The sequence below is a fragment of the Pseudomonas sp. BNK-7 genome (assembly GCF_048072025.1).
Lineage (GTDB): Bacteria > Pseudomonadota > Gammaproteobacteria > Pseudomonadales > Pseudomonadaceae > Aquipseudomonas > Aquipseudomonas danubii.
This window is the reverse complement of record NZ_CP182252.1, coordinates 2,210,771-2,233,993: the sequence shown is the minus strand read 5'-3', so window position 1 is coordinate 2,233,993 and position 23,223 is coordinate 2,210,771. Positions and strand designations below refer to the sequence as shown.

The following is a 23,223-nucleotide window of genomic DNA, read 5'->3' as shown; positions in this document are numbered from 1 at the left end:
TTATCCTGTGATTGCGCGCGCCTGTCACGGAGGATGCTCACCCGACGCTCTAAAGCAGCGAACTTGGCCAAGACGAGGGTTGTCAGCCGCAACGGGCGAGGTTCAAACTGGCGGCTTTGTCGTCGGCAGCACGCGACGCCTTCTTCTATATAGACAAGCCCCGCGCCGGAGTCTTTCCTGCGCTCTTTGACCATTCATTCAGGGACCCAGACATGGAACTGGTTGTAAAAAGCGCTAGCCCGGAAACGTTGAAGACCGCCACCCTGGTGGTCGCCGTCGGCGAAGGCCGCAAACTCGGCAACGTGGCCAAGCAACTCGACGAACTCAGCGGCGGCGCCATCAGCGCCGTACTCAAGCGCGGCGATCTGGCCGGCAAGGTCGGCCAGAGCCTGCTGCTGCACGGCGTGGCCAAGCTGAAGGCGGAACGCCTGCTGCTGGTGGGCGTCGGCAAGGATGAGGAACTGGGCGACCGCCCGTTCCGCAAGATCATCAGCGGTGTACTTGCCACCCTCAAGGGCCTGGGCGGCAGCGATGCCGTGCTGGCTCTGGACGAAGTCGTGGTCAAAGGCCGCGACAGCTATGGCAAGACCCGTCTGCTGGCCGAAACCCTGGTGGACGGCGGTTACGTATTCGATCGCTACAAGAGCCAGAAAGCCGAACCCCGCGCCCTGAAGAAAATCACCCTGCTGACCATCAAGGCCGCCCAGGCTGAAGTCGAGCGCGGCGTGACCCACGCCCAAGCCATCGCCAAAGGCATGGCTTTTACCCGCGACCTGGGCAACCTGCCGCCGAACGTTTGCCACCCGACGTTTCTGGGTGAACAGGCCAAGGCCCTGGGCAAGGAGTTCAAGGGCCTGAAAGTCGAAGTCCTTGATGAGAAGAAGATCAAGGAACTGGGCATGGGCTCGTTCTATGCCGTAGGCCAGGGCAGCGACCAGCCGCCGCGCCTGATCGTCATGCAATACAACGGCGGCAAAAAATCCGAGAAACCGTTTGCCCTGGTGGGCAAGGGCATCACCTTCGACACCGGCGGCATCAGCCTCAAGCCGGGCGCCGGCATGGACGAAATGAAATACGACATGGGCGGCGCCGCCAGCGTGTTCGGCACCCTGCGCGCCGTGCTCGAACTGCAACTGCCGATCAACCTGGTATGCATCCTGGCCTGCGCCGAGAACATGCCCAGCGGCGGCGCTGCACGGCCTGGCGATATCGTCACCACCATGAGCGGCCAGACCGTGGAAATCCTCAATACCGACGCCGAAGGCCGTCTGGTGCTGTGCGACGCCCTGACCTACGCCGAACGCTTCAAGCCCCAGGCCGTGATCGACATCGCCACCCTGACCGGTGCTTGCGTGGTCGCCCTGGGCGCCCACACGTCCGGCCTGCTGGGCAACAACGACGAGTTGATCGGCCAACTGCTCAGCGCCGGCCAGCAAGCCGACGACCGCGCCTGGCAACTGCCGCTGTTCGATGAGTACCAGGAACAACTGGACAGCCCGTTCGCCGATATCGCCAACATTGGCGGGCCGAAGGCCGGGACCATCACTGCCGCGTGCTTCCTCTCGCGCTTCACCAAGAACCTGAACTGGGCGCACCTGGATATCGCCGGCACCGCCTGGACCAGCGGCGGCAAGGACAAGGGCGCCACCGGCCGCCCCGTCCCCCTGCTGACCCAATACCTGCTGGACCGCGCCAAAGCCTGAAAACCATGACCGCGGAGGGTGTCGCTTGAAGGCGGCGCCCTTTCCGGCTCAGGAATCCCAATGACCAAAGTCGACTTCTACATTCTTCCCAGCGCGGACCCTGCGGCGCGCCTGGATTTTGCCTGCAAGCTCACCGACAAGGCCTGGCGCATGGGCCATCGCATCTACCTGCATTGCAGCGACGCACAACAACGGGACGAACTCGATGCCCGCCTGTGGCGCTTCAAGGGCGAAGCCTTCGTTCCCCACGGCCCGGCAGAAAGCGAAGCCGACGGCCTGATCGTGCTGGGCTTGGGCCAGGACCCTGGCGAACACAACGACCTGCTGGTGAACCTGGACCTGAAAGTACCGGCCTTTGCACCGCGCTTTGCCCGAATTGCCGAAGTAGTGGTGGAAGACCCGACTATTCGTCAGGCGGCCCGCGAGAGTTTCCGTTTCTATCGCGAACAGGGCTATCCTCTGCAAGATCACCGTTTACAGCGACTCTGAGCACCCGATGGACACTCCCAACCCGCTGCAAAAACCCGCGCATCTGCTGGACGACCTCGAGTCGATCCGTCAACTGCTCGGCGATGACAATCTGCAACCGCCACTGCTGACCGAAACCGTGAGCGGCGAAGTGCAAATCCCCCTGCTGTTCGACATGGTCGGCAGCCAGCAACCTGACGAAACCGAAGCTGCACCCGCAGCGCAAGCCAAACCGCAAGCTGCACCGGCACCGGCACCAATTCAAGTGACGGCACCAGCCCCTGCTCCAGCTCCAGCTCCAGCTCCAGCGACCGCTCCCGCAGCCAAACCTGCCCCTGCCAGCAACAGCGCCGATGCCCTGCTGCACCTGGATACCGAACTGCGCGCCGCTGCCCAGCTGATCATGCAAGACGTGATCGACGATTTCGCCCCGCACATCGAAACCGAAATCAAGCGCCGCCTCGACGCCCGCCTGGAACGCCTGCTCGCAGCAGCCACCAGCGGCAAACCATAAGCCACACGCAAAAGTCGGGCATGGCCATCTTGTCGCTTGCCGCTTGTGGCTTGCTGCTGCCGCCCTCCGCTATACTTCCCGGCTTTTCCTGAATAAATGCCAATAGGGTCCCGCCGCGCATGGATAAGACCTACCAGCCGCACGCCATTGAAACTTCCTGGTACCAGACCTGGGAGTCCGAGAACTACTTCGCCCCGCAAGGCGCGGGCGACTCCTACACCATCATGATCCCGCCGCCGAACGTCACCGGCAGCCTGCACATGGGCCACGGCTTCAACAACGCGATCATGGACGCCCTGATCCGCTTCCGCCGCATGCAGGGTCGCAACACCCTGTGGCAGCCGGGCACCGACCACGCCGGTATCGCCACGCAGATGCTGGTGGAGCGTCAGATCGAAGCCCAGGGCCAGAATCGCCACGATCTGGGCCGGGAAAAATTCCTCGAAAAAGTCTGGGAGTGGAAGGATCAGTCCGGGGGCAACATCAGCCGCCAGATCCGCCGCCTGGGCTCCTCCGTGGACTGGAGCCGCGAGCGCTTCACCATGGACGACGGCCTGTCGGAAGCGGTGAAGGAAGCCTTCGTGCGCCTGCACGAAGATGGTCTGATCTACCGCGGCAAGCGCCTGGTGAACTGGGACACCAAGCTGCACACGGCGATTTCCGATCTGGAAGTGGAAAACCACGACGAGAAAGGCTTCCTGTGGAACCTGAAATACCCACTGGCCGACGGCGCCAAGACCGCTGAAGGCAACGACTACCTGATCGTCGCCACCACTCGTCCGGAAACCATGCTCGGCGACTCCGCCGTTGCGGTGAACCCTGAAGACGAGCGTTACAAGGCGCTGATCGGCAAGTTCGTCGAACTGCCCCTGGTCGGCCGGCGCATCCCGATCATTGCCGATGACTACTGCGATCCTGAATTCGGCACCGGCTGCGTGAAAATCACCCCGGCCCACGATTTCAACGACTACGAAGTCGGCAAGCGCCACAACCTGCCGCTGCTCAATATCTTCGACAAGAACGCCGCCGTGCTGCCGGCCTGCCAGGTGTTCAACCTGGACGGCAGCCTCAACGAAACCGTCGACGGCAAGATCCCGGCCGAGTACGTGGGCCTGGATCGTTTTGAAGCGCGCAAACAGATCGTGGCCGCCTTCGACGCCGCCGGCCTGCTGGTCAGCGTCGACGACCACGCCCTGAAAGTGCCGAAGGGCGACCGCTCCGGCACCGTCATCGAGCCATGGCTCACCGACCAGTGGTACGTCTCCACCAAGCCGCTGGCGGAACCTGCCATCGCTGCTGTGGAAGACGGCCGCATCGCCTTCGTGCCCAAGCAGTACGAGAACATGTACTTCTCCTGGATGCGCGACATCCAGGACTGGTGCATCAGCCGCCAGCTGTGGTGGGGCCACCGGATTCCGGCCTGGTACGACGAATCGGGCAAGGTCTATGTCGGCCGCGATGAAGCCGAAGTGCGAGCCAAGCACAACCTCGGTCCGGACGTTGCCCTGCAGCAGGACAACGACGTGCTCGACACCTGGTTCAGCTCGGGCCTGTGGACCTTCTCCACCCTGGGCTGGCCGGAACAGACCGACTTCCTCAAGACCTTCCACCCGACCGACGTGCTGGTCACCGGCTTCGACATCATTTTCTTCTGGGTCGCCCGGATGATCATGCTCACCATGCACCTGGTGAAGAACGAAGACGGCACGCCGCAGGTTCCGTTCAAGACCGTGTACGTGCACGGCCTGGTCCGCGACGGCCAGGGCCAGAAGATGTCCAAGTCCAAGGGCAACGTCCTCGACCCGCTGGACATCATCGACGGTATCGACCTCGAAACCCTGGTGCAGAAGCGCACCACCGGCCTGATGCAGCCGAAACTGCAGAAAGCCATCGAGAAGCAGACCCGCGCCGAATTCGCCGACGGCATCGCCAGCTACGGCACCGATGCCCTGCGCTTCACCTTCTGCTCCCTGGCCACCACCGGCCGCGACATCAAGTTCGACATGGGCCGCGTCGAGGGTTACCGCAACTTCTGCAACAAGATATGGAACGCCGCGCGCTACGTGCTGGATAAGGGCGAGGACTGCGGTCAGAACGGCGAGGCCTATGAGCTGTCCCTGGCGGACCGCTGGATCATCTCGCAACTGCAGCGCACCGAAGCCGAAGTCACCCGTCAGCTCGACCAGTTCCGTTTCGACCTGGCCGCCCAGGCCTTGTACGAGTTCATCTGGAACCAGTACTGCGACTGGTACCTGGAGCTGTCCAAGCCGGTGCTGTGGGACGAGAACGCGCCGGTTGAACGCCAGCGCGGCACCCGTCGCACCCTGGTGCGCGTGCTGGAAGTGGCCCTGCGCCTGGCCCATCCGTTCATGCCGTTCATCACCGAAGAAATCTGGCAGCGCCTGGCGCCGCTGGCCGGTAGCACCGGCAAGACCATCATGCTGCAACCTTGGCCGGTGGCTAACGAAGCCCGCATCGACCAGGCCGCCGAAGACGACATCGAATGGCTCAAGGGCCTGATGCTCGGCACTCGCAACATTCGCGCGGAAATGAACATTGGTCCGGGCAAGCCCCTGGCCCTGTTCCTGAAGAACGTCAGCACCGAAGACCAGCGTCGCCTGACCGAGAACGAAGCCTTGCTGAAGAAGCTGGCCCGACTCGAATCCATCACTGTGCTGGGTGCCGGCGACGAAGCGCCGCTGTCCGCCACCGCTCTGGTGGGCGAGATGGAAGTGCTGGTGCCCATGGCCGGCCTGATCGACAAAGGTGCGGAACTGGCCCGTCTGGACAAGGAAATCCAACGCCTGCAAGGCGAAGTGCAGCGAGTGGGTGGCAAACTGTCCAACGCCTCCTTCGTCGACAAGGCTCCGGCCGAAGTGATCGAGAAGGAACGCGCCAAACTGGCCGAAGCCGAACAGGCTCTGGGCAAGCTGGCAGAGCAGCACGCACGGATCTCCAGCCTGTAACGGCGATTCGCGCGATGTGAAAGAGGGAGGCCCATACAGGCCTCCCTTTTTTATGCGCGCAGTCCTAGCTAGCCAGAAGGCACGCTTGCATCACTTGTCGCTCGCCGCTTGAAACTTACCGTTGCTCCTGTGTGACAATGCCCGCCACTTTGAACCAGCCCCGAATCGATCCCCCATGACCGCCCCCAACACCCCAAAGCCTGCGCGCAAGAAGCCCAAACCCGCCTCCCCGGCCAAAAACGCCGCCCCCCGGGAAAAGGCCAGCCTGCATCCGCGCAATCGTCACCAGGGGCGTTACGACTTCCCGCAACTGATCAAGAGCACCCCGGAACTGGGGCAGTTCGTGATCCTCAATCCCTACGGCAAGGAAAGTATCGACTTCGCCGACCCGGCGGCCGTGCGGGTGTTCAACCGCGCCCTGCTCAAGGCCTTCTACGGCATTGCCCACTGGGACATTCCGGCGGACTTTCTCTGCCCACCCGTACCCGGTCGCGCCGACTACGTGCATTTCCTCGCCGACCTGCTGGCCAGCCACAACCAGGGTGAAATCCCGCGTGGCGCGGCGGTACGGGTGCTGGACGTCGGAGTCGGCGCCAACTGCATCTACCCGCTGATCGGCTACAGCGACTACCGCTGGCAATTTCTCGGTTCGGACATCGACAGCACCGCCCTGGCCGCCGCCAAGGCCATCGTCCAGGCCAACGGCTTGAACAAGGCCATCAGCCTGCGCCAGCAGGGCAATCCCAGGCAGATCCTCAACGGCCTGCTGGAAAGCACCGAGCGTTTCGACCTGACCATGTGCAACCCGCCGTTCCACGCCTCCCTGGATGAAGCCACCCGCGGTAGCCAGCGCAAATGGCGAGCCCTGGGCAAGGCCGATCCCAAGCGCAAGCTGCCAGTGCTGAATTTCGGCGGCCAGGCCCGGGAGCTGTGGTGCGAAGGCGGCGAGATCCGTTTCGTCAGCCAGTTGATCAGCGAGAGCGCCGGCGTCGGCCAGCAAGTGCTGTGGTTCAGCACCCTGGTGTCAAAGGCCTCGAACCTGCCGGCGATTGAAAGCGCGCTGAAAAAGGCCGGAGTCCTGGAAAGCCAGGTGGTGGAGATGTCCCAGGGACAGAAACAGAGCCGCTTCGTCGCCTGGACCTTCAAGGACAAGGCACAGCAACAGGCCTGGAGTCAGGAACGCTGGGTTAGGAAGAGCTAGAGAGGCGGGAGATTCAAAGACGATTCACCTTGCGTGAATCGGTGTCACACAAACCGTGCCCGGAGAACTTCTGAGCACGGTTTCACTGCAAGTCTTACTTGTTAACAGCGTCGGTCAGGCCTTTAGCCACAACCAGCTTGATAACTTTCTTGGCAGCGATTTCGATGGCAGCGCCAGTCGATGGGTTACGGCCAGTACGGGCAGGACGCTCGGTCACTTTCAGCTTGCCGATACCTGGCAGAGTGATTTCGCCGCCATTTTCCAATTGATCAGCAACGATCTGGGCCAGTTGGTCCAGAGCGTTACGCGCGGTGGTTTTCGGCGCGTCGATAGCTTCAGCGATATCAGCGATCAGTTGGTCTTTAGTAATAGCCATTGTGGTGTTCCTTCCCTATCAAATTCATTTGGATTGCAGAGTGCAGTGTCAGCCATCGAGCCAGATCTTGTGAATCTGGCACCCCGGTTACAACCACGACAGATCGGGGTTATAGATACCGAAATCAGGGTTTGGTTCGACCCGACAAATGCTGAATGCACGCTTAACGCTGAGACATCGCGTAAGACGGGGCAAAACTAGCACACAGACGGGGAAATATCCGCCTCTACCTAGCCATTTGGTCAGCTTTATTGCTCTAAATCGGTAAAAAAATGCATAAGCGTTACCGACAGGCCGTTCATCGCCTGGCAAACCGCGCCAAAACCAGCGGGTGCGGTACACTGGGCACTTTTTCGGGGAGTCCGCCCTCCCCCTTCAATCAGCCGAGAAGCCCATGCCGATCCGTCATTGCATCGTCCACCTGATCGACAAAAAACCCGACGGCAGCCCCGCAGTTCTGCATGCCCGAGACTCCGAACTGGCAGAGTCCGCGGCCATCGAGAACATGCTCGCCGACCTCAACGAAAGCTATAACGCCAAACAGGGCAAAGCCTGGGGCCTGTTCCATCCCGAGTCCGGCGCTTTCCCCTTCAGCGGCTGGCTGAAGGAGTATCTGGACGGCGGCCAGGACTTCACCGCATTCAGCCGGGTGGCGGTGGAGCATCTGCAGAAGCTGATGGAAGAATCCAACCTGTCGGTGGGCGGCCACGTGCTGTTTGCTCATTACCAACAAGGCATGACCGATTACCTGGCGATCGCCCTGCTGCACCACAGCGAAGGCGTGGCGGTGACCGACCAACTGGACGTGACCCCGTCGCGCCACCTGGACCTGGGCCAGTTGCACCTCGCCGCTCGGATCAACATCTCCGAGTGGCAGAACAACAAGCAGTCCAAGCAGTACATCTCCTTTATCAAGGGCAAGAACGGCAAGAAGGTCTCGGAGTACTTCCGCGACTTCATCGGCTGCCAGGAAGGCGTCGACGGTCCGGGCGAGACCCGCACCCTGCTCAAGGCCTTCAGCGACTTCGTCGAAAGCGAAGACCTGCCGGAAGAATCGGCCCGGGAAAAGACCAAGACCCTGGTGGACTACGCCAGCAGCCAAGCCAAGCTTGGCGAACCCATGGGCCTGGAAGAACTCTCGGAACTGATCGACGAAGACCGCCCCAAGGCCTTCTACGACCACATCCGCAACAAGGATTACGGGCTATCGCCGGAAATTCCCGCGGATAAACGCACCCTCAACCAGTTCCGCCGCTTCACTGGTCGCGCCGAGGGCCTGTCCATCAGCTTCGAAGCCCACCTGCTGGGCTCGAAGATCGAGTACGACGAAGAAGCCGGGACCCTGATCATCAAGGGCCTGCCGACCCAACTGACCGACCAGCTCAAGCGCCGCAACTGATGCTCCAGGGAGTACTGAAGAAGTTCCTGCTGATCCTGCTGCTGGTGGTGGTCTATCAGAACTGGGGCAAGATCGAGCGGCTGTTCAACCCTTCGGCGGTGGTCAGCGAAGAGATCCGTAGCCAGGCCTGGGTGGTGCTGTACGCCACCGACTGGTGCGGCTACTGCAAGGCTACCCGGCGATTTCTCGATCAGAAGGGCATTCCCTATCGGGAGTTCGACATCGAGAAAGACGCGGAGGCGCGTAAGGCCTATACCGCTCTGGGCGGTGCCGGGATTCCGATCCTGGACGTGAATGGCAGCCTGATCCGTACCTACGACCCCGACGCGATCATGGCTGCGCTGAAACCTTAGTCGGAGCCGGCCGGGCGGCGTTCCGCTTGCCGGCGAAAGGGCCAGTAGATCGAGCATCGATCTTGAGCACGCCTTCGCTGGCAAGCCAGCTCCTACAGGTGTGGATCACTGTGCCTGGATACGGAAACCCAACCGCGGGAAGTGCACGTGGACCAAACCGGCACGTGGATCTTCACGGCGCAGGATCAACTCTTCAGTACCGGCAAACAGCAACTCGCCCGCCACCGGATCGACTCCATAGTCGGTCGCAGCAATCACCACCTGCTGCCCTGCCACAAAGCCATTGGGATCGACAAACCGCTCATCCGGCAGCGGCGCCGGGGTCGCACCGCGCGACACCTCAAGGGCCTCTTCAGCGCTCATCTCGGTGAAGGAACCGTGACCAAAGCCCAGCACTCGCGCCAACCAGGCTGATACCGCCGGATACTCGTCCACCAGCGGCGCCGTCACCGGCGTACCCTTGAGGAACCACAGCGGGTGCGCCAGGGCGATATCGGCGATCGAGGGCTCACCAAACAGGAAGTCCCCCGGCTCGCGCTGCAGTTGCTGCTCCAGACGCGCCATGATGGTCGGCCACTGATGCTTGACCACTTCCAGGGGCAGACGACTGGCGCTGCCGCCACTGAACAACCCGGCGCGGTCGGCCATGAAGGCCTTGACCACCTCCGGCGGCATCTTGCCGAAACGTGCTGCGGCAGACTCGGGCTGGAACACCAGGGTCACCGCATGCTGGAACACCACCGAGTCGACCCAGGCGGCGAAGGTCGCGCTGATCATTTCCTGGCCTTCGGGAAACAGCGCCGGCGAGGCCTTTTCCCGCTCCAGACGCCGGGCGATCAAAGCCGTGTCGCAATAGATATCAGCACCGACCTGCAGTACCGGCGTCTTGCGATAGCCACCGGTCAGGGCCGTCAGATCAGGCTTGGGCATCACCGGGGAAATCTTCACGGAGCGCCAGGACAGGCCCTTGAAGCCCAGGAGCAAACGGGCTTTTTCCGCGAAGGGAGAGGTCGGGTAATGGTGCAGGATCAACTCTGACATGCTGGGGTCCGCCGGAAGAAGGAAAGCGCTGAGCTTAGCGCGCAATCCATGGACGGCCTACCGATCCGACTGATGAGCACCTATCAGTCAGATTGATGCTGCTGCCCCGGCAGACGCCACCAGACACTCCTTGGCGCTTTTCCTGAGCTTCTTGATCAACCGCTCCTGACGCAGAGCCTCGCTCTTGTCCCGACAAGCTTCGGTATAGACCAGGGCCACCGCCGGGCTGGAGAGAAAGAAACGCGCGCCCTTGCCACTCTGGTGCTTGGCGAAGCGCTTCACCGGGTCGTCGCTGATGCCGCAATAAAGGGCGCCATTGGCCGCACGCACCAGATACACAAACCAGGGTTTGCTGGCAGGCGCGGGCAGTTCGCCGGCAATCACGGGGTTTGGATCGGGGCTGCTCACAAAAACCATCGGGGCCTGTGGATAACAAGCCGCGATCTTAGCAGAGGATGGCTTTCAGCGACCGCTCTGGAAGGCCTTGAGGCCTTTACGGGCCTGGGCGCGAACGGCATTTTTCAACAGCGGCGTCCAGCCCAGCAAAAGCCCCTTGGCCCCCAGGGCCTGGCGCGCCCAACGCCACAGGTCGAAATGGTCGTGGTGCTCACAGATCTTGCCATCGCGAAACACGAAGCGCGCCTGGATATCGTTGACCACCGTGTTGCCGGTCTGACTGAACAGGTAGGTGGCGACCCAGTGCGCGCCACCCGAACGCTCGTCGGCATGCACCTGATCGAAGGTCAGGGAAAAGTCCTTGGCCCGGGAAGTGAGCATGCGCCACATGTCGCCGGCGTCACGTCCGCGCAATTCGCCGAAGGCCGGATCACTGAATACAACGTCCTCGGTATAGCAGGCGCTCATGGCCTCGGCATCGAGCCGCTGGAAGGCCTGGTAGAACTCAGTGATCAGGACGCGGTGGGCATCACTCATGGGCGGACTCCGGAAGGACAAAGGGATGTCTGCACAATAATCCGCACGCCCAGAGAAGACTATCGGCATTTGCCGTGCAAATACCGACAGTGACGCTCCTCAGATCCTCTCGCTTTGCGCCTGCACATACAGCGAGCGGCCGGCGCCCAGCCCGGCAATGATCGCCCCGCTGCCCAACACCGCGAAGATCCAGCCCACGGCGTTCCAGCCGCCGGTCCAGTCATGCACCAGCCCCACGGCAAACGGCCCCATGGACGCCAGGGTGTAGCCAATGCCCTGGGCCATGCTCGACAGGTTGGCGGCCACATGGGTATCCCGTGAGCGCAGGACGATCAGGGTCAGGGCCAGGCTGAAAGTGCCTCCTTGCCCAAGGCCCAGCAGAATGGCCCAGCCCCACAAGCCATCAAGCGGTGCATACAGGCAGCCGAACAGACCGCCCAAGGTCATCAGCATGACGATCACGATGGCCAGACGCTGGTCCTTGCCGCGAGTCGCCAGCCAGGGCGCCGCCAGGGAGCTGGCCAGTTGCACGATGACCGAACCCGACAGCACCAGTCCGGCCTGGGTCGGAGTCAGCCCACGACCGATCAGGATCGATGGCAGCCAACCAAACACGATGTAGGCCAGGGAGGACTGCAGGCCCATGTACAAGGTCACCTGCCAGGCCAGGCGATCACGCAGCAACCCGCGCACACGGAAGGCGACATGGTGGGCGCCGTGTTTGTGCCCCACTTGCGGCAACCAGAACAGCGCCGCCGCCAGCGCCGGCACGACCCAGAACCCCAGGCCCATGGCCCAGCTGCTACCGAAGTGCTGGCTCAGGGGCACCGTCGCGCCTGCCGCCATCGCCGCCCCCAGGCACAGGGCCATGGTGTAGACCCCGGTCATGGTGCCTGCATGGCGGGCAAAATCGCGCTTGACGATGCCCGGCAGCAGCACCCCGATCACACCGATGCTGGCGCCGGCCAGGATGCTCCCGGCAAAGACGCCGAACTCCCCCAGGGAACTGCGCAGCACAATGCCCAGGGCCAGGGTCAGGAGAATCCCCAGCACCACCCGTTCGGCGCCGAAACGCCGGGCCAGCAGCGGCGCCAACGGCGCGAACAGCCCCAGGCACAACACCGGCAAAGTGGTCAGCAACCCCGCCTTGGCGGCCGACAGGCCCAGGCTCTGGGATACATCACTGAGCAACGGCGCCATGCTCGACAGCGCCGGACGCAGGTTCAACGCCACCAGAATCAGCCCCAGCAGCAACAGCCAGGGCCGCCGCAAAGGTGGCGGGGACTGCTGGACTTCTTCGTCATCGGCCTCGGCATCGATCAACAACTCGGGAGGCGACGGGGTGTTCGGAGGGGACTGCTGGTTGGACATAAAGGTCTCGGATTCAGGATTCGTTGATCAACTGGCGGGACAGCTGCTTGGCCCGCTCGGGGTCGCCCTGCTCGATGGCGTCCAGCAGATGCTGGTGGAGATCGAAGACGTCCTGGCGGCGCGGAGTAACCGTCAAGGTCTGGCGCAACTGAGCGCCCACCACACTGGAGAAATAGCGGTACAGCTGGCTCAGGGTCGGATTGTGCGCGGCATCCACCAGGCCCTGATGAAACACCAGGTCGCAGGCGATGTAGCTTTCCAGATCGCCATGAAAATGCCCGCCGCTGGCCTGCAAGGCTTCGCTCAAGGCGCGCAGGTCCTCGTCGGTGCGACGCAGGGCCGCCAGGCCGACCGCCTCCACTTCAAGGATCTGCCGGGTTTCCCGGGCCTGCTCCAGAGAGCATTGGGACAGGGCCTGGAGCATGTCCAGTGGATCGGCCACCGCTCGCAGGTAGCTGCCGTCGCCCTGGCGGATCTCGATCAGTCCGGAGAACGCCAGCACTCGCATGGCTTCGCGCACGGTATTGCGGCTGATGCCCAGTTCTTGGGCCAGTTCCGGTTCGGTGGGCAAGCGCTGGCCGACCCGCCAGACACCGCTGTTGATGCGTTTGCGCAGTTGTTCCAGGGCCTGGTCGACCAGGGATTTTTTGATCAGGGGGGATGTTTCGCTCATGGGACTCACTCAATCATCCAATCATCGGATGAATTGTCCGACATGGTATTCAGGCTTTTCCGAGAGTTCAACGATTTAGGCTGGAGGAGGCACTTTCGCCATTGCAAACAGGTCTTGACAAAAAACCCTATAAGGGTAATTTCGATCAAGCCTCAAGGGTGTCTCATGGAAAAGAAAACACCTCATTACGACCTGTCGCTGATCAAGGCACAGGTCGTTCGGCAAGGAGCACAAGCCTTCACTCGAAGCGCATTGCGCTGCGGCAAGGAACTCGGATTGTCCCTGGCCGCCATGCAACGAGTAGTAGCCGGACTGCAGGGCAGCCTGTTCTACAAATCGATGACCACCTATGGCGATCACCGGCTGTGGCAGGACGTGTATTACACCCGCATCGATAACCGGACGCTCTACATCAAGGTCACCTACCGCCCCGGTGCAGGGCCTCCGGTGATCTCCTTCAAGGAGGCAGAGACATGAAACGACAACAATGCTACAGCTGCGGCACTCCCACCGGCATGCTGGCCTTCGAGCAGCGCAGCGAGCTCATCGACTACCGGCACCTGCAGCGTCAGCTCCATGGCCTGGCGGGCTGGGAATGCCAGGAGTGCGGTGAAATCGAATTCGATGCCCAGAGTGCAGAGCGCTATGCCGCCGCGGGCGACCACTTGCTGGAGGAGTACCGGCAGAGCGTCGCCGCCGACCTGAAGCGCATCCGCCGCAAGCTGCACCTCTCGCAGAAAGAAGCGGTCAAACTGCTGTCCGGCGGCGGGCACAACGCCTTTTCCCGTTACGAGCGCGGCGAAGTCGGCGTGCCCCAACCGCTGTACGTGCTGATGCGCCTGCTGGATCGCCACCCACGGTTGATGAAGGACGTACTGGAGCTTGGCGAACCACGGCTGGCGCCCTCAGCCTTGGGCGACCACCCCGAACCACAGCTCGGCGCAGCCGGCAGCTGAATGCCGGGCAAAAATAAACCCGGAGCCAGTCCGGGTTTATCGTCAGCACCAGCCGTGCATCAGGATCAATGCAGGATCTGGCTCAGGAACAGCTTGGTGCGATCATTTTGCGGGTTGTCGAAGAAGTCGTTCGGTGCCGCCTGCTCGACGATCTCGCCCTTGTCCATGAAGATCACCCGGTTGGCCACGGTGCGAGCAAAACCCATTTCATGGGTCACGCAAAGCATGGTCATGCCGTCTTCGGCGAGGCCGATCATGGTATCGAGCACCTCCTTGACCATTTCCGGGTCCAGGGCCGAGGTGGGTTCGTCGAACAGCATGATCTTGGGCTTCATGCACAGCGCCCGGGCAATCGCCACCCGTTGCTGCTGGCCACCGGACAGCTGGCCCGGGTACTTGTTGGCCTGCTCCGGAATCCGCACCCGCTCCAAGTAATGCATGGCAATTTCCTCGGCCTTGCGCTTGGGCATCTTGCGCACCCACATCGGCGCCAGGGTGCAGTTTTGCAGGATGGTCAGGTGCGGGAACAGGTTGAAGTGCTGGAACACCATGCCCACTTCCCGGCGAATGGCCTCGATCTGCTTGAGGTCGTTGGTCAGCTCGACGCCGTCCACCACGATGCGTCCCTGCTGGTGCTCTTCCAGACGGTTGAGGCAGCGGATGGTGGTGGATTTGCCCGATCCCGAAGGCCCGCACAGGACGATGCGCTCGCCCTGCTGGACGTTGAGGTTAATGTCCTTCAACACGTGGAACTGGCCATACCACTTGTTCACACCCTGCATCTGAATAATGCCTTCAGGGCCCACAGGCTTTTTGTTCGCTTCACTCATGGAGGTACTCCTAACGCTTGTGGCCTGTGTCCAACTTACGCTCCAGATGCATGGAGTAGCGGGACATACCAAAACAGAAAATCCAGAACACCAGGGCCGCGAAGACATAGCCTTCGGTGGCCATGCCCAGCCATTTGGGGTCGGCGGCGGCTTGCTTGACGCTGTTGAGCAGGTCGAACAGGCCGATGATGATCACCAGGCTGGTGTCCTTGAACAGGGCGATGAAGGTGTTGACGATGCCGGGAATCACCAGCTTCAGGGCTTGCGGCAGAATCACCAGGCCCATCGCGCGCCAGTAACCCAGGCCCATGGCGGCAGCCGCTTCGTACTGGCCCTTGGGAATGGCCTGCAAACCGCCACGCACCACCTCGGCCACATAGGCCGACTGGAACAGGATCACCCCGATCAACGCCCGCAGCAGCTTGTCGAAGTTCATGCCCTCGGGCAGGAACAGCGGCAACATCACCGACGACATGAACAGCACCGTGATCAGCGGCACGCCACGCCAGAACTCGATGAAGGTCACGCAGACCACGCGGATCGCCGGCAGGTTGGAACGTCGTCCCAATGCCAGCAGGATACCCAGGGGCAACGCCCCGGCAATGCCCACCGTGGCAATCACCAAAGTCAGCATCAGGCCGCCCCACTGGCTGGTGGCGACTGTGCTCAGGCCCAGGTAGCCGCCGTGCAGCAGGGTGTAGGCCAGCACCGGGTACCACACCAGGAAACACAGGCCGTAGATCGCTTTGCGAGCGAAGCGCGAGATGAACAAGGGAGCCACGCCGATCACCGCCAGCCATACGGTCAGGTCCACCCGCCAGCGCAGTTCCACTGGGTAGTAGCCATACATGAACTGGCCGAAACGCTGCTGGATGAACACCCAACAGGCACCGTCCTTGGTGCAGTCGGCACGGGTGGTGCCGACCCAGTTGGCGTCGAGGATCGCCCACTGCAGGATCGGCGGTACCACCAGATAGATCAGGTAGAAGGCAAACAGGGTCAACAGAGTGTTGAGCCAGTTGGAGAACATGTTGGCGCGCATCCACGCCAGCACGCCGATACTGCGGCTGGGCGGCGGCATATCGGGCTTGAAAGTATGAGTCGTCATGGGCGCTTCCTCACCGCTCGATCAGCGCAATGCGCTTGTTGTACCAGTTCATCAGCAGGGAAATGCTGATGCTGATTGCCAGGTACACGCTCATGGTGATGGCAATGACCTCAATGGCCTGGCCGGTCTGGTTGAGCACCGTGCCGGCGAACAGCGAAACCATTTCCGGGTAACCGATACCGGCGGCCAGGGACGAGTTCTTCGCCAGATTCAGATACTGGCTGGTCAGTGGCGGAATGATCACCCGCAAGGCCTGGGGAATGATCACCTTGCGCAGGGTCGGACCGTTGCGCAGGCCCAGGGAGCGGGCCGCCTCGGTCTGGCCGTGGCTCACCGACTTGATCCCGGAACGCACGATCTCGGCGATGAACGCCGCGGTGTAGACGGTCAGGGCCAGGGTCAGGGCCAAGAGTTCGGGGATCAGCACCCAGCCGCCGACGAAGTTGAAGCCTTGCAGCTTCGGCAACTCCCAATGCACGGGCGATCCGAAGACCAGCGCGCACAGCGCCGGAATCACCAGCAGCAACGCCAGGCCGGTCCAGAACTTGTGGAACGGCACCCCGGTGTCTTCAAAGCGTTTGTTGGCCCAGCGGCACATCAGCACGATGGCGACGATGGCCAGCACCACACTCGCAAAGAACGCCCAGAACCCTGGAGCCATCTGCGCCGCCGGCATGTTCAAGCCACGACTGCTGACGAAGAAGGTGTCGCCGAAGTTATGGCTGTTACGCGGCCCCGGCATGGTCAGGAACACCGCGAAGTACCAGAACAGGATCTGCAGCAGCGGCGGAATGTTGCGGAACACTTCCACATACACCGTCGCCAGCTTGCTGATGATCCAGTTCTGCGACAGCCGCGCCACCCCGATGATGAACCCCAGCAAGGTCGCCAGGATCACCCCGATAAAGGTCACCAGCAGCGTATTGAGCAGACCGATGACGAAGACCCGGGCATAACTGTCCGCTTCGGTGTAGGCAATCAAGTGTTGAGCGATGCCGAAACCGGCGCTGCGCTCAAGAAAGTCGAAACCCGAGGTAATACCCCGGTGCTGGAGGTTGGTTTGCGTGTTGTCGAACAGAAACCAGCCCAGCGAAACCACCGCCACAAGGGTGATGATCTGGAACAGCCAGGCGCGCACACGCGGATCGCTGAGGCTAAGCCTCTGCTTGGGTGCGCCGATTGAATTTTGCATGAAGTGCCCCAGGAATAATGGAACAGAACATCACCCGGCGGTTGGCCCGCCGGGTGATAGAACCATCAGCGCACAGGTGGTGCGTATTGGATGCCGCCGTTGTTCCACAGCGCGTTCAGGCCGCGGTCGATGGCCAGTGGCGTGCTCTTGCCGAGGTTTTTCTCGAACACTTCACCGTAGTTACCTACTTGCTTGACGATCTGTACTACCCAGTCCTTCGGCAGTTTCAGGTCTTTGCCGTATTCACCGTCCGCGCCCAGCAGACGTGCTACATCAGGGTTCTTGGTGGACTTGGCTTCAGCCTCGACATTTTTCGAGGTGATGCCCGCCTCTTCGGCGTTGAGCATGGCGAACAGGGTCCACTTGACGATGCTGAACCACTCTTCGTCGCCCTTACGCACCACCGGGCCCAAAGGCTCCTTGGAGATGGTTTCCGGCAGCACGACATAATCGGTCGGGGTCGCCAGCTTGCTGCGCTGTGCGTAGAGCTGGGACTTGTCGGATGTCAGCACGTCGCAACGCCCGGATTCCAGGGACTTGGCGCTTTCATCGGAAGTATCGAAGGTGATCGGGGTGTATTTCAGACCATTGCCGCGGAAGTAGTCCGACACATTCAGCTCGGTGGTAGTACCGGCTTGAATACAGATGGTCGCACCGTCCAACTCCTTGGCACTTTTCACACCCAGTTTGTTGTTCACCAGGAAGCCAATACCGTCGTAATAAGTGACGCCGGCGAACATCAGGCCCATACCCGCGTCACGGGAACTGGTCCAGGTGGTATTGCGCGACAGCACGTCGATCTCGCCGGATTGCAGCGCAGTGAAGCGCTCCTTGGCGTTCAACTGGCTGAACTTGACCTTGGTCGCATCGCCGAATACGGCTGCGGCCACGGCACGGCAGACATCGGCATCAATGCCGAGAATCTTGCCGGTAGCGTCCGGTACCGAGAAGCCCGGCAGACCATCGCTGACGCCGCACTGTACGAAACCTTTCTTCTGTACTGCATCGAGGGTCGCACCCGCCTGTGCGAAACCGCTTGTAGCCAGTACCGTGGCCGCCGTAACGACGGCCAGGGTGGATTTCAACATCTTCATTCAAACCTCCAGTTTTGCTCTTGTTGTGTCGGAGCTTGAGTCCTGCCGCACCCTCATGAGGCGCTGTTGACCCGTGTCGGCTTTTTATAGGGTCAAGCGGCGTAAGACCTTCGCTATGAGTCTAGTAGGAGAAATCCACGTAATGGGGGACCTACATCTCACCAATCGGCCGAACGGGCTTTAGCCCTTTGCAGTTCACAGAGCCCGTAGCGGCCGTAGGCGAACCTGTATCAGAGGAGGTGGGTATGCCATCGCCCGCGGTAGCCTGTTAGTGTTACCGCCGGCAGAGCGTGCTATCACATCCGCTCCTCTTTCTGAGCCATAGCAAAGCCCGTACCACAGTTTCGGCTAAAGCGTTTCAGCCAGTGGTCAATAGCAAAACGTTCAACCGTGCGACATCTTCTTCACCGATCAACCGGGCGCGCCCCTTAACCTCGCACTCAATCAGCGCGCACGCACATAAATGGAGCAGCCATGACCGAGCCCTTGATTCTTCAGCCCAGCAAGCCCGCAGATGCCTGTGTGATCTGGCTTCATGGCCTGGGAGCGGACCGTTACGACTTCCTGCCGGTGGCCGAGATGCTGCAGGAAAAACTCTTGAGCACCCGCTTCGTCCTGCCCCAGGCACCGACCCGTGCCGTGACCATCAATGGCGGATACGCCATGCCCAGCTGGTACGACATTTTGGCCATGAGCCCGGCTCGCGCGATCAGTCGCGAACAGCTCGAAGAATCATCTGACGAGGTCATCAGACTTATCGAAGAGCAACGCGCAAGCGGAATAGACGCATCGCGCATTTTCCTCGCGGGTTTCTCCCAAGGTGGCGCCGTGGTACTGCACACCGCCTTCCTCAAATGGCAGGGTCCCTTGGGTGGCGTACTTGCCCTCTCCACCTATGCCCCGACCTTCAGCGATGAACTGCAACTGTGCGCCAGCCAACAGCGAATTCCGGTGCTGTCCCTGCACGGCCAGTACGACGAAGTGGTGCAGAACGCCATGGGACGCACCGCATACGAGTACCTGAAACAGCACGGTGTCACCGTGACATGGCAGGAATACCCAATGGGACACGAGGTGTTACCGGAAGAAATCCGTGATATCGGCACCTGGCTGAGCGAGCGTTTGCGCTAGAAAAAGTGCCTCGCGCCAGGACCACAAGCAACAGACTACGCCGCGCCCGTTTCTTGCATTACACTGGCCGGCGTACATTCCTTAACCAATTGATGAGATGACCGTGCTCAAAGCACTCAAGAAAATCTTCGGTAAAAGCGAGGCTGAGCCGCTCGCGCCAAGCCCCAGCGCCCCTTCCCCCAGTTCCAGCAGCCGCAATGACGGCCGTCAGCCGGAGCGGAGCGCACCTGCTACCGCAGCTAAAAAAGAACCGGTGAACACACCGGCCGCCCCTTCCGCTCCCAAAGCACCGCGCCAAGAGAAGCCCAAGGCCGAGCAACCCAAACCTGAGCAAGCGCAGCGCCCGCGGCCGCCAAAACCAGCGGCCAGCACCTGGAAACTCGAAGACTTCGTGGTGCAACCCCAGGAAGGCAAGACCCGTTTCCACGACTTCAAGCTCGCTCCGGAACTGATGCACGCCATCCAGGACCTGGGCTTTCCCTACTGCACGCCGATCCAGGCCCAGGTACTGGGCTTCACCCTGGCGGGCAAAGACGCCATCGGCCGTGCCCAGACCGGCACCGGCAAGACCGCCGCGTTCCTGATCTCGATCATCACCCAGTTGCTGCAGACCCCGCCGCCGAAAGAGCGCTACATGGGCGAACCACGGGCACTGATCATTGCCCCGACCCGGGAACTGGTGGTGCAGATCGCCAAGGACGCCGCGGCCCTGACCAAATACACCGGCCTCAACGTCATGACCTTCGTTGGCGGCATGGATTTCGACAAGCAGCTCAAGCACCTGGAAGCTCGCCACTGCGACATCCTGGTGGCCACCCCGGGCCGCCTGCTGGACTTCAACCAGCGCGGTGACGTGCACCTGGACATGGTCGAAGTGATGGTGCTGGACGAAGCCGACCGCATGCTCGACATGGGCTTCATCCCGCAAGTGCGGCAGATCATTCGCCAGACCCCGCCCAAGAGCGAGCGCCAGACCCTGCTGTTCTCCGCCACCTTCACCGAAGACGTGATGAACCTGGCCAAGCAGTGGACCACCGACCCGGCGATCGTCGAGATCGAGGCCGAGAACGTCGCCAGCGAAAACGTCGAACAGCACATTTATGCCGTGGCCGGGGCCGACAAGTACAAGCTGCTGTACAACCTGGTCACCGACAACGGCTGGGAGCGGGTCATGGTCTTCGCCAACCGCAAGGATGAAGTGCGGCGCATCGAAGAACGCCTGGTGCGCGACGGCGTGAACGCCGCCCAACTGTCCGGCGACGTGCCCCAGCACAAGCGGATCAAGACCCTGGAAGGCTTCCGCGAAGGCAAGATCCGGGTCCTGGTGGCCACCGACGTGGCCGGCCGCGGCATCCACATCGACGGCATCAGCCACGTGATCAACTTCACCCTGCCGGAAGTGCCGGACGACTACGTGCACCGCATCGGCCGGACCGGGCGTGCCGGTGCCGACGGCGTGTCCATCAGCTTCGCCGGCGAGGACGACTCCTATCAGCTGCCATCGATCGAAGCCCTGCTGGGGCGCAAGATCAGCTGCGAGATGCCGCCGGCCGAGCTGTTGCGCCCGGTAGAGCGCAAACGCCCGCAAGCCTGATAGCAGGCGCGCCGAAAAAACGCAGCCCATCACCGGCTGCGTTTTTTTTCGCCTGGATGTTGCTCAAGGAAACTAAAAGTCCATAATGGACAAATAAGTTCAACTCTTTGGGAACGCCTACATGCCCAGCACGCCCTACCTGATTGCCCAGACCGAAGCCCGCCAGTTGCTCGCGCAAATCGACGTCCCGCAGATCCTGCGCAAACTGTTTCGCGACCTGGCCGCCGGACTCGCCGTACAACCGCCACAACAGCTGGTGGAGTTTCCCCAGGACGCCGGCGACTTCATCAACTACCTGGGCGTGCTGACTGAAGATCGGGTCTACGGGGTCAAGACTTCGCCCTACATCGTTCGCGCCGAAGGCCCGCTGGTCACCGCCTGGACCCTGCTGATGTCCATGGACAGCGGCCAGCCCCTGCTGCTGTGCGACGCCGCCGAACTGACCACCGCACGCACCGCCGCCACTACGGCGGTCGCCGTCGAGGCACTGGCCACGCCCGAGGCCCGGCACCTGGCAATCATCGGTAGCGGCGCCGTGGCCCAGGCTCATCTGCACTACGTGAAAGACCTGCGCCCCTGGCAGAGCATCCGCCTCTTTTCCCCAAGCCTTGCGAGCAAATCCGCCGAGGAGCTTGCGCGTCTCAAGGCCCTCGATCCGCGCCTGCAAATCGTCCCGCAGCTTGAAGAGGCTGTCGAAGATGCCGACGTGGTCATGCTTTGCACTTCGTCCGCCGGACCGGTCATCGACCCACGCACCCTCAACAAGCCGGCGCTGATCACCTCCATCAGCACCAATGCGCCACGGGCCCACGAAGTGCCGCCCGCCGCACTGCAGCAGATGCAGGTCTATTGTGACTATCGCCGTACCACCCCGGGCTCGGCCGGCGAGATGCTGATTGCCGGTGAACAGCACGGCTGGGACAACGCGGCGATTCTCGGCGACCTGCCGGAGCTGCTGAGCAACCAGGCTCAACGCCCCAGCGCCGAGCGCCATGTGTTCTTCCGCTCCATCGGCCTGGGCCTGGAAGACATCGCCCTGGCCAATGCCCTGTACCACCTGAGGCACCCGCACTAAGGGCCTGTCACTAGCACTTTTCCAGGAGCCTTGAATGATCCAGGCAGATTTCATCATCATCGGCGGCGGTATCGCCGGAGCCTCCACCGGTTACTGGCTGTCGCGCCACGGCCGCGTCATCGTGCTGGAGCGCGAATCCCATCCGGCCTATCACTCCACCGGCCGCTCTGCCGCGCTCTACACCGCCGCCTATGGCACCGCCCAGGTGCGGGCCCTGACCCTGGCCAGCCGGGACTTTTTCGACCATCCGCCGGAGGGCTTCTGCGACCACCCGCTGCTGACGCCACGAGGGGAAATGACCGTGGACTTCACCGGCGATCCGGCCGAACTGAACAACCAGTACCTGAGCGCCAAGGCCACGGTGCCGGAGATGCAACTGCTCAGTGCCGACGAAGCCTGCGCTCGTCTGCCAATCCTGCGTCGCGAAAAGATCCATGGCGCCCTCTACGACCCCAGTGCCAGCGACATCGACACCGACGCCCTGCATCAGGGCTACCTGCGGGGCATCCGCCGCCATCAGGGCCAGGTCTATACCGACCATGAAGTGCTGGGGCTGCACCGTGATGAACAAGGGCTGTGGCAGGTTCAAACCAGCGGCCAGGGCTTCAGTGCGCCGGTGCTGATCAACGCTGCCGGGGCCTGGGCCGACCAGATCGGCGCGATGGCCGGTGCCCGCCCCTTGGGCCTGCAACCCAAGCGCCGCGCGGCCTTTATCTTTGCCGGCCCGGAAGGGGTCGATATTCACCACTGGCCGATGTTGGTGAGCCTGGACGAGTCCTTCTACATGAAGCCCGACGCCGGCATGTTCCTCGGTTCGCCGGCCAACGCCGACCCGGTGGAGCCCCATGATGTGCAGCCTGAAGAGCTGGACATTGCCCTGGGCATCTACCAGATCGAAGAGGCCACCACCCTGAGTATTCGTCGCCCGACCCGGACCTGGGCCGGCCTGCGCAGCTTTGTCAGCGACGGCGATCTGCTGGCCGGTTTTGATCCACAGGTGCCCGGGCTGTTCTGGGTCGCCGGGCAAGGCGGCTACGGCATCCAGACATCTCCGGCAATGGGCCAGGCCAGCGCCGCCCTGGTGCGTGGCCACCCCCTGCCGGAGCAGTTGACCCGCTTCGGCCTGGAGTCCGCCATGCTCTCCCCTGCCCGCCTCGGTTGAACCCGCCTGCGGGGTGACGCGCCCGAACGATTGCGGCACACTCCCAGCGCCCGCTAACGGCGGGCGCTGAAGCCGCCTGGAGT

General features: G+C 62.1%; 23 protein-coding genes. 13 read left to right on the top strand and 10 right to left on the bottom strand.

The annotated features are described in order from the left end of the window. The first annotated feature begins 212 nt into the window (after positions 1-212). The 5 genes from ACMGF8_RS10330 to rlmF all read left to right on the top strand — a co-directional run bounded on the left by ACMGF8_RS10330 (position 213) and on the right by rlmF (position 6,852). Positions 213-1,703, top strand: coding sequence for a leucyl aminopeptidase (locus ACMGF8_RS10330; RefSeq protein ID WP_102861273.1), 1,491 nt, complete (start codon positions 213-215; stop codon positions 1,701-1,703). A gap of 60 nt (positions 1,704-1,763) precedes the next feature. Next, a complete protein-coding gene (locus ACMGF8_RS10325; protein ID WP_102861272.1) occupies positions 1,764-2,192 on the top strand; it encodes a DNA polymerase III subunit chi in 429 nt (142 codons plus the stop codon). A gap of 7 nt (positions 2,193-2,199) precedes the next feature. After that, positions 2,200-2,685: a DNA polymerase III subunit chi gene (locus ACMGF8_RS10320; RefSeq protein WP_102861271.1), complete on the top strand. Its 486-nt coding sequence runs from the start codon at positions 2,200-2,202 to the stop codon at positions 2,683-2,685. Positions 2,686-2,804: 119 nt separating this feature from the next. After that, a complete protein-coding gene (locus ACMGF8_RS10315; protein WP_102861270.1) occupies positions 2,805-5,651 on the top strand; it encodes a valine--tRNA ligase in 2,847 nt (948 codons plus the stop codon). A 175-nt stretch (positions 5,652-5,826) separates the two neighbouring features. Continuing rightward, positions 5,827-6,852, top strand: coding sequence for a 23S rRNA (adenine(1618)-N(6))-methyltransferase RlmF (rlmF, locus tag ACMGF8_RS10310; protein ID WP_102861269.1), 1,026 nt, complete (start codon positions 5,827-5,829; stop codon positions 6,850-6,852). Between the two features lie 94 nt (positions 6,853-6,946). On the opposite strand, the gene ACMGF8_RS10305 is transcribed toward rlmF, so the two are convergent. Next, on the bottom strand, positions 6,947-7,228 hold the full coding sequence (locus ACMGF8_RS10305) for an HU family DNA-binding protein (RefSeq protein ID WP_003440137.1): 282 nt from the start codon (positions 7,226-7,228) through the stop codon (positions 6,947-6,949). Between the two features lie 394 nt (positions 7,229-7,622). On the opposite strand from ACMGF8_RS10305, the gene yejK reads away from it, so the two are divergent. Both yejK and ACMGF8_RS10295 read left to right on the top strand, forming a co-directional pair. After that, positions 7,623-8,627, top strand: coding sequence for a nucleoid-associated protein YejK (gene yejK / locus ACMGF8_RS10300; RefSeq protein ID WP_060837659.1), 1,005 nt, complete (start codon positions 7,623-7,625; stop codon positions 8,625-8,627). Next, positions 8,627-8,980: a glutaredoxin family protein gene (locus ACMGF8_RS10295; protein ID WP_102861268.1), complete on the top strand. Its 354-nt coding sequence runs from the start codon at positions 8,627-8,629 to the stop codon at positions 8,978-8,980. The genes yejK and ACMGF8_RS10295 overlap by 1 nt, the downstream gene beginning before the upstream one ends. 105 nt (positions 8,981-9,085) lie before the next feature. On the opposite strand, the gene ACMGF8_RS10290 is transcribed toward ACMGF8_RS10295, so the two are convergent. The 5 genes from ACMGF8_RS10290 to ACMGF8_RS10270 all read right to left on the bottom strand — a co-directional run bounded on the left by ACMGF8_RS10290 (position 9,086) and on the right by ACMGF8_RS10270 (position 12,998). Then, positions 9,086-10,021: a glutathione S-transferase family protein gene (locus ACMGF8_RS10290; protein ID WP_102861267.1), complete on the bottom strand. Its 936-nt coding sequence runs from the start codon at positions 10,019-10,021 to the stop codon at positions 9,086-9,088. A gap of 87 nt (positions 10,022-10,108) precedes the next feature. Next, positions 10,109-10,429, bottom strand: a complete 321-nt coding sequence (locus ACMGF8_RS10285) for a GIY-YIG nuclease family protein (RefSeq protein ID WP_102861714.1) — start codon at positions 10,427-10,429, stop codon at positions 10,109-10,111. Positions 10,430-10,483: 54 nt separating this feature from the next. After that, positions 10,484-10,954, bottom strand: a complete 471-nt coding sequence (locus ACMGF8_RS10280; protein ID WP_102861266.1) for a nuclear transport factor 2 family protein — start codon at positions 10,952-10,954, stop codon at positions 10,484-10,486. A 99-nt stretch (positions 10,955-11,053) separates the two neighbouring features. Beyond that, the gene (locus ACMGF8_RS10275; protein ID WP_102861265.1) at positions 11,054-12,325 is read right to left on the bottom strand and encodes a CynX/NimT family MFS transporter; all 1,272 of its coding nucleotides are present in this window, start codon (positions 12,323-12,325) and stop codon (positions 11,054-11,056) included. Between the two features lie 13 nt (positions 12,326-12,338). Beyond that, positions 12,339-12,998: a FadR/GntR family transcriptional regulator gene (locus tag ACMGF8_RS10270; protein WP_102861264.1), complete on the bottom strand. Its 660-nt coding sequence runs from the start codon at positions 12,996-12,998 to the stop codon at positions 12,339-12,341. A gap of 165 nt (positions 12,999-13,163) precedes the next feature. Between ACMGF8_RS10270 and ACMGF8_RS10265 the strand changes: the two genes are divergently transcribed. Together ACMGF8_RS10265 and ACMGF8_RS10260 are read left to right on the top strand one after the other, a co-directional pair. Beyond that, positions 13,164-13,475, top strand: a complete 312-nt coding sequence (locus ACMGF8_RS10265; protein ID WP_102861263.1) for a type II toxin-antitoxin system MqsR family toxin — start codon at positions 13,164-13,166, stop codon at positions 13,473-13,475. After that, entirely contained in the window at positions 13,472-13,954 is a 483-nt protein-coding gene (locus ACMGF8_RS10260; RefSeq protein ID WP_102861262.1) for a type II toxin-antitoxin system MqsA family antitoxin, read from the top strand. The genes ACMGF8_RS10265 and ACMGF8_RS10260 overlap by 4 nt, the downstream gene beginning before the upstream one ends. A 65-nt stretch (positions 13,955-14,019) precedes the next feature. Here the strand turns inward: ACMGF8_RS10260 and ACMGF8_RS10255 are convergent, their stop codons facing one another. The 4 genes from ACMGF8_RS10255 to ACMGF8_RS10240 all read right to left on the bottom strand — a co-directional run bounded on the left by ACMGF8_RS10255 (position 14,020) and on the right by ACMGF8_RS10240 (position 18,178). Further along, a complete protein-coding gene (locus ACMGF8_RS10255; protein ID WP_207167099.1) occupies positions 14,020-14,784 on the bottom strand; it encodes an amino acid ABC transporter ATP-binding protein in 765 nt (254 codons plus the stop codon). Positions 14,785-14,794: 10 nt separating this feature from the next. Continuing rightward, positions 14,795-15,892: an amino acid ABC transporter permease gene (locus ACMGF8_RS10250; protein WP_102861261.1), complete on the bottom strand. Its 1,098-nt coding sequence runs from the start codon at positions 15,890-15,892 to the stop codon at positions 14,795-14,797. Between the two features lie 10 nt (positions 15,893-15,902). Then, positions 15,903-17,084: an amino acid ABC transporter permease gene (locus tag ACMGF8_RS10245; protein ID WP_102861260.1), complete on the bottom strand. Its 1,182-nt coding sequence runs from the start codon at positions 17,082-17,084 to the stop codon at positions 15,903-15,905. 65 nt (positions 17,085-17,149) lie between these two features. Further along, a complete protein-coding gene (locus ACMGF8_RS10240) occupies positions 17,150-18,178 on the bottom strand; it encodes an amino acid ABC transporter substrate-binding protein (protein ID WP_102861259.1) in 1,029 nt (342 codons plus the stop codon). Positions 18,179-18,652: 474 nt separating this feature from the next. Between ACMGF8_RS10240 and ACMGF8_RS10235 the strand changes: the two genes are divergently transcribed. The 4 genes from ACMGF8_RS10235 (at position 18,653) to ACMGF8_RS10220 (ending at position 23,140) form a co-directional block, all read left to right on the top strand. Beyond that, the gene (locus ACMGF8_RS10235) at positions 18,653-19,309 is read left to right on the top strand and encodes an alpha/beta hydrolase (protein ID WP_102878469.1); all 657 of its coding nucleotides are present in this window, start codon (positions 18,653-18,655) and stop codon (positions 19,307-19,309) included. A 97-nt stretch (positions 19,310-19,406) separates the two neighbouring features. Further along, a complete protein-coding gene (gene rhlB / locus ACMGF8_RS10230; RefSeq protein WP_102861257.1) occupies positions 19,407-20,903 on the top strand; it encodes an ATP-dependent RNA helicase RhlB in 1,497 nt (498 codons plus the stop codon). A 121-nt stretch (positions 20,904-21,024) separates the two neighbouring features. After that, a complete protein-coding gene (locus ACMGF8_RS10225) occupies positions 21,025-21,978 on the top strand; it encodes an ornithine cyclodeaminase family protein (RefSeq protein WP_416759485.1) in 954 nt (317 codons plus the stop codon). A gap of 34 nt (positions 21,979-22,012) precedes the next feature. Beyond that, positions 22,013-23,140, top strand: coding sequence for an NAD(P)/FAD-dependent oxidoreductase (locus ACMGF8_RS10220; protein ID WP_416759483.1), 1,128 nt, complete (start codon positions 22,013-22,015; stop codon positions 23,138-23,140). Positions 23,141-23,223 lie beyond the last annotated feature (83 nt).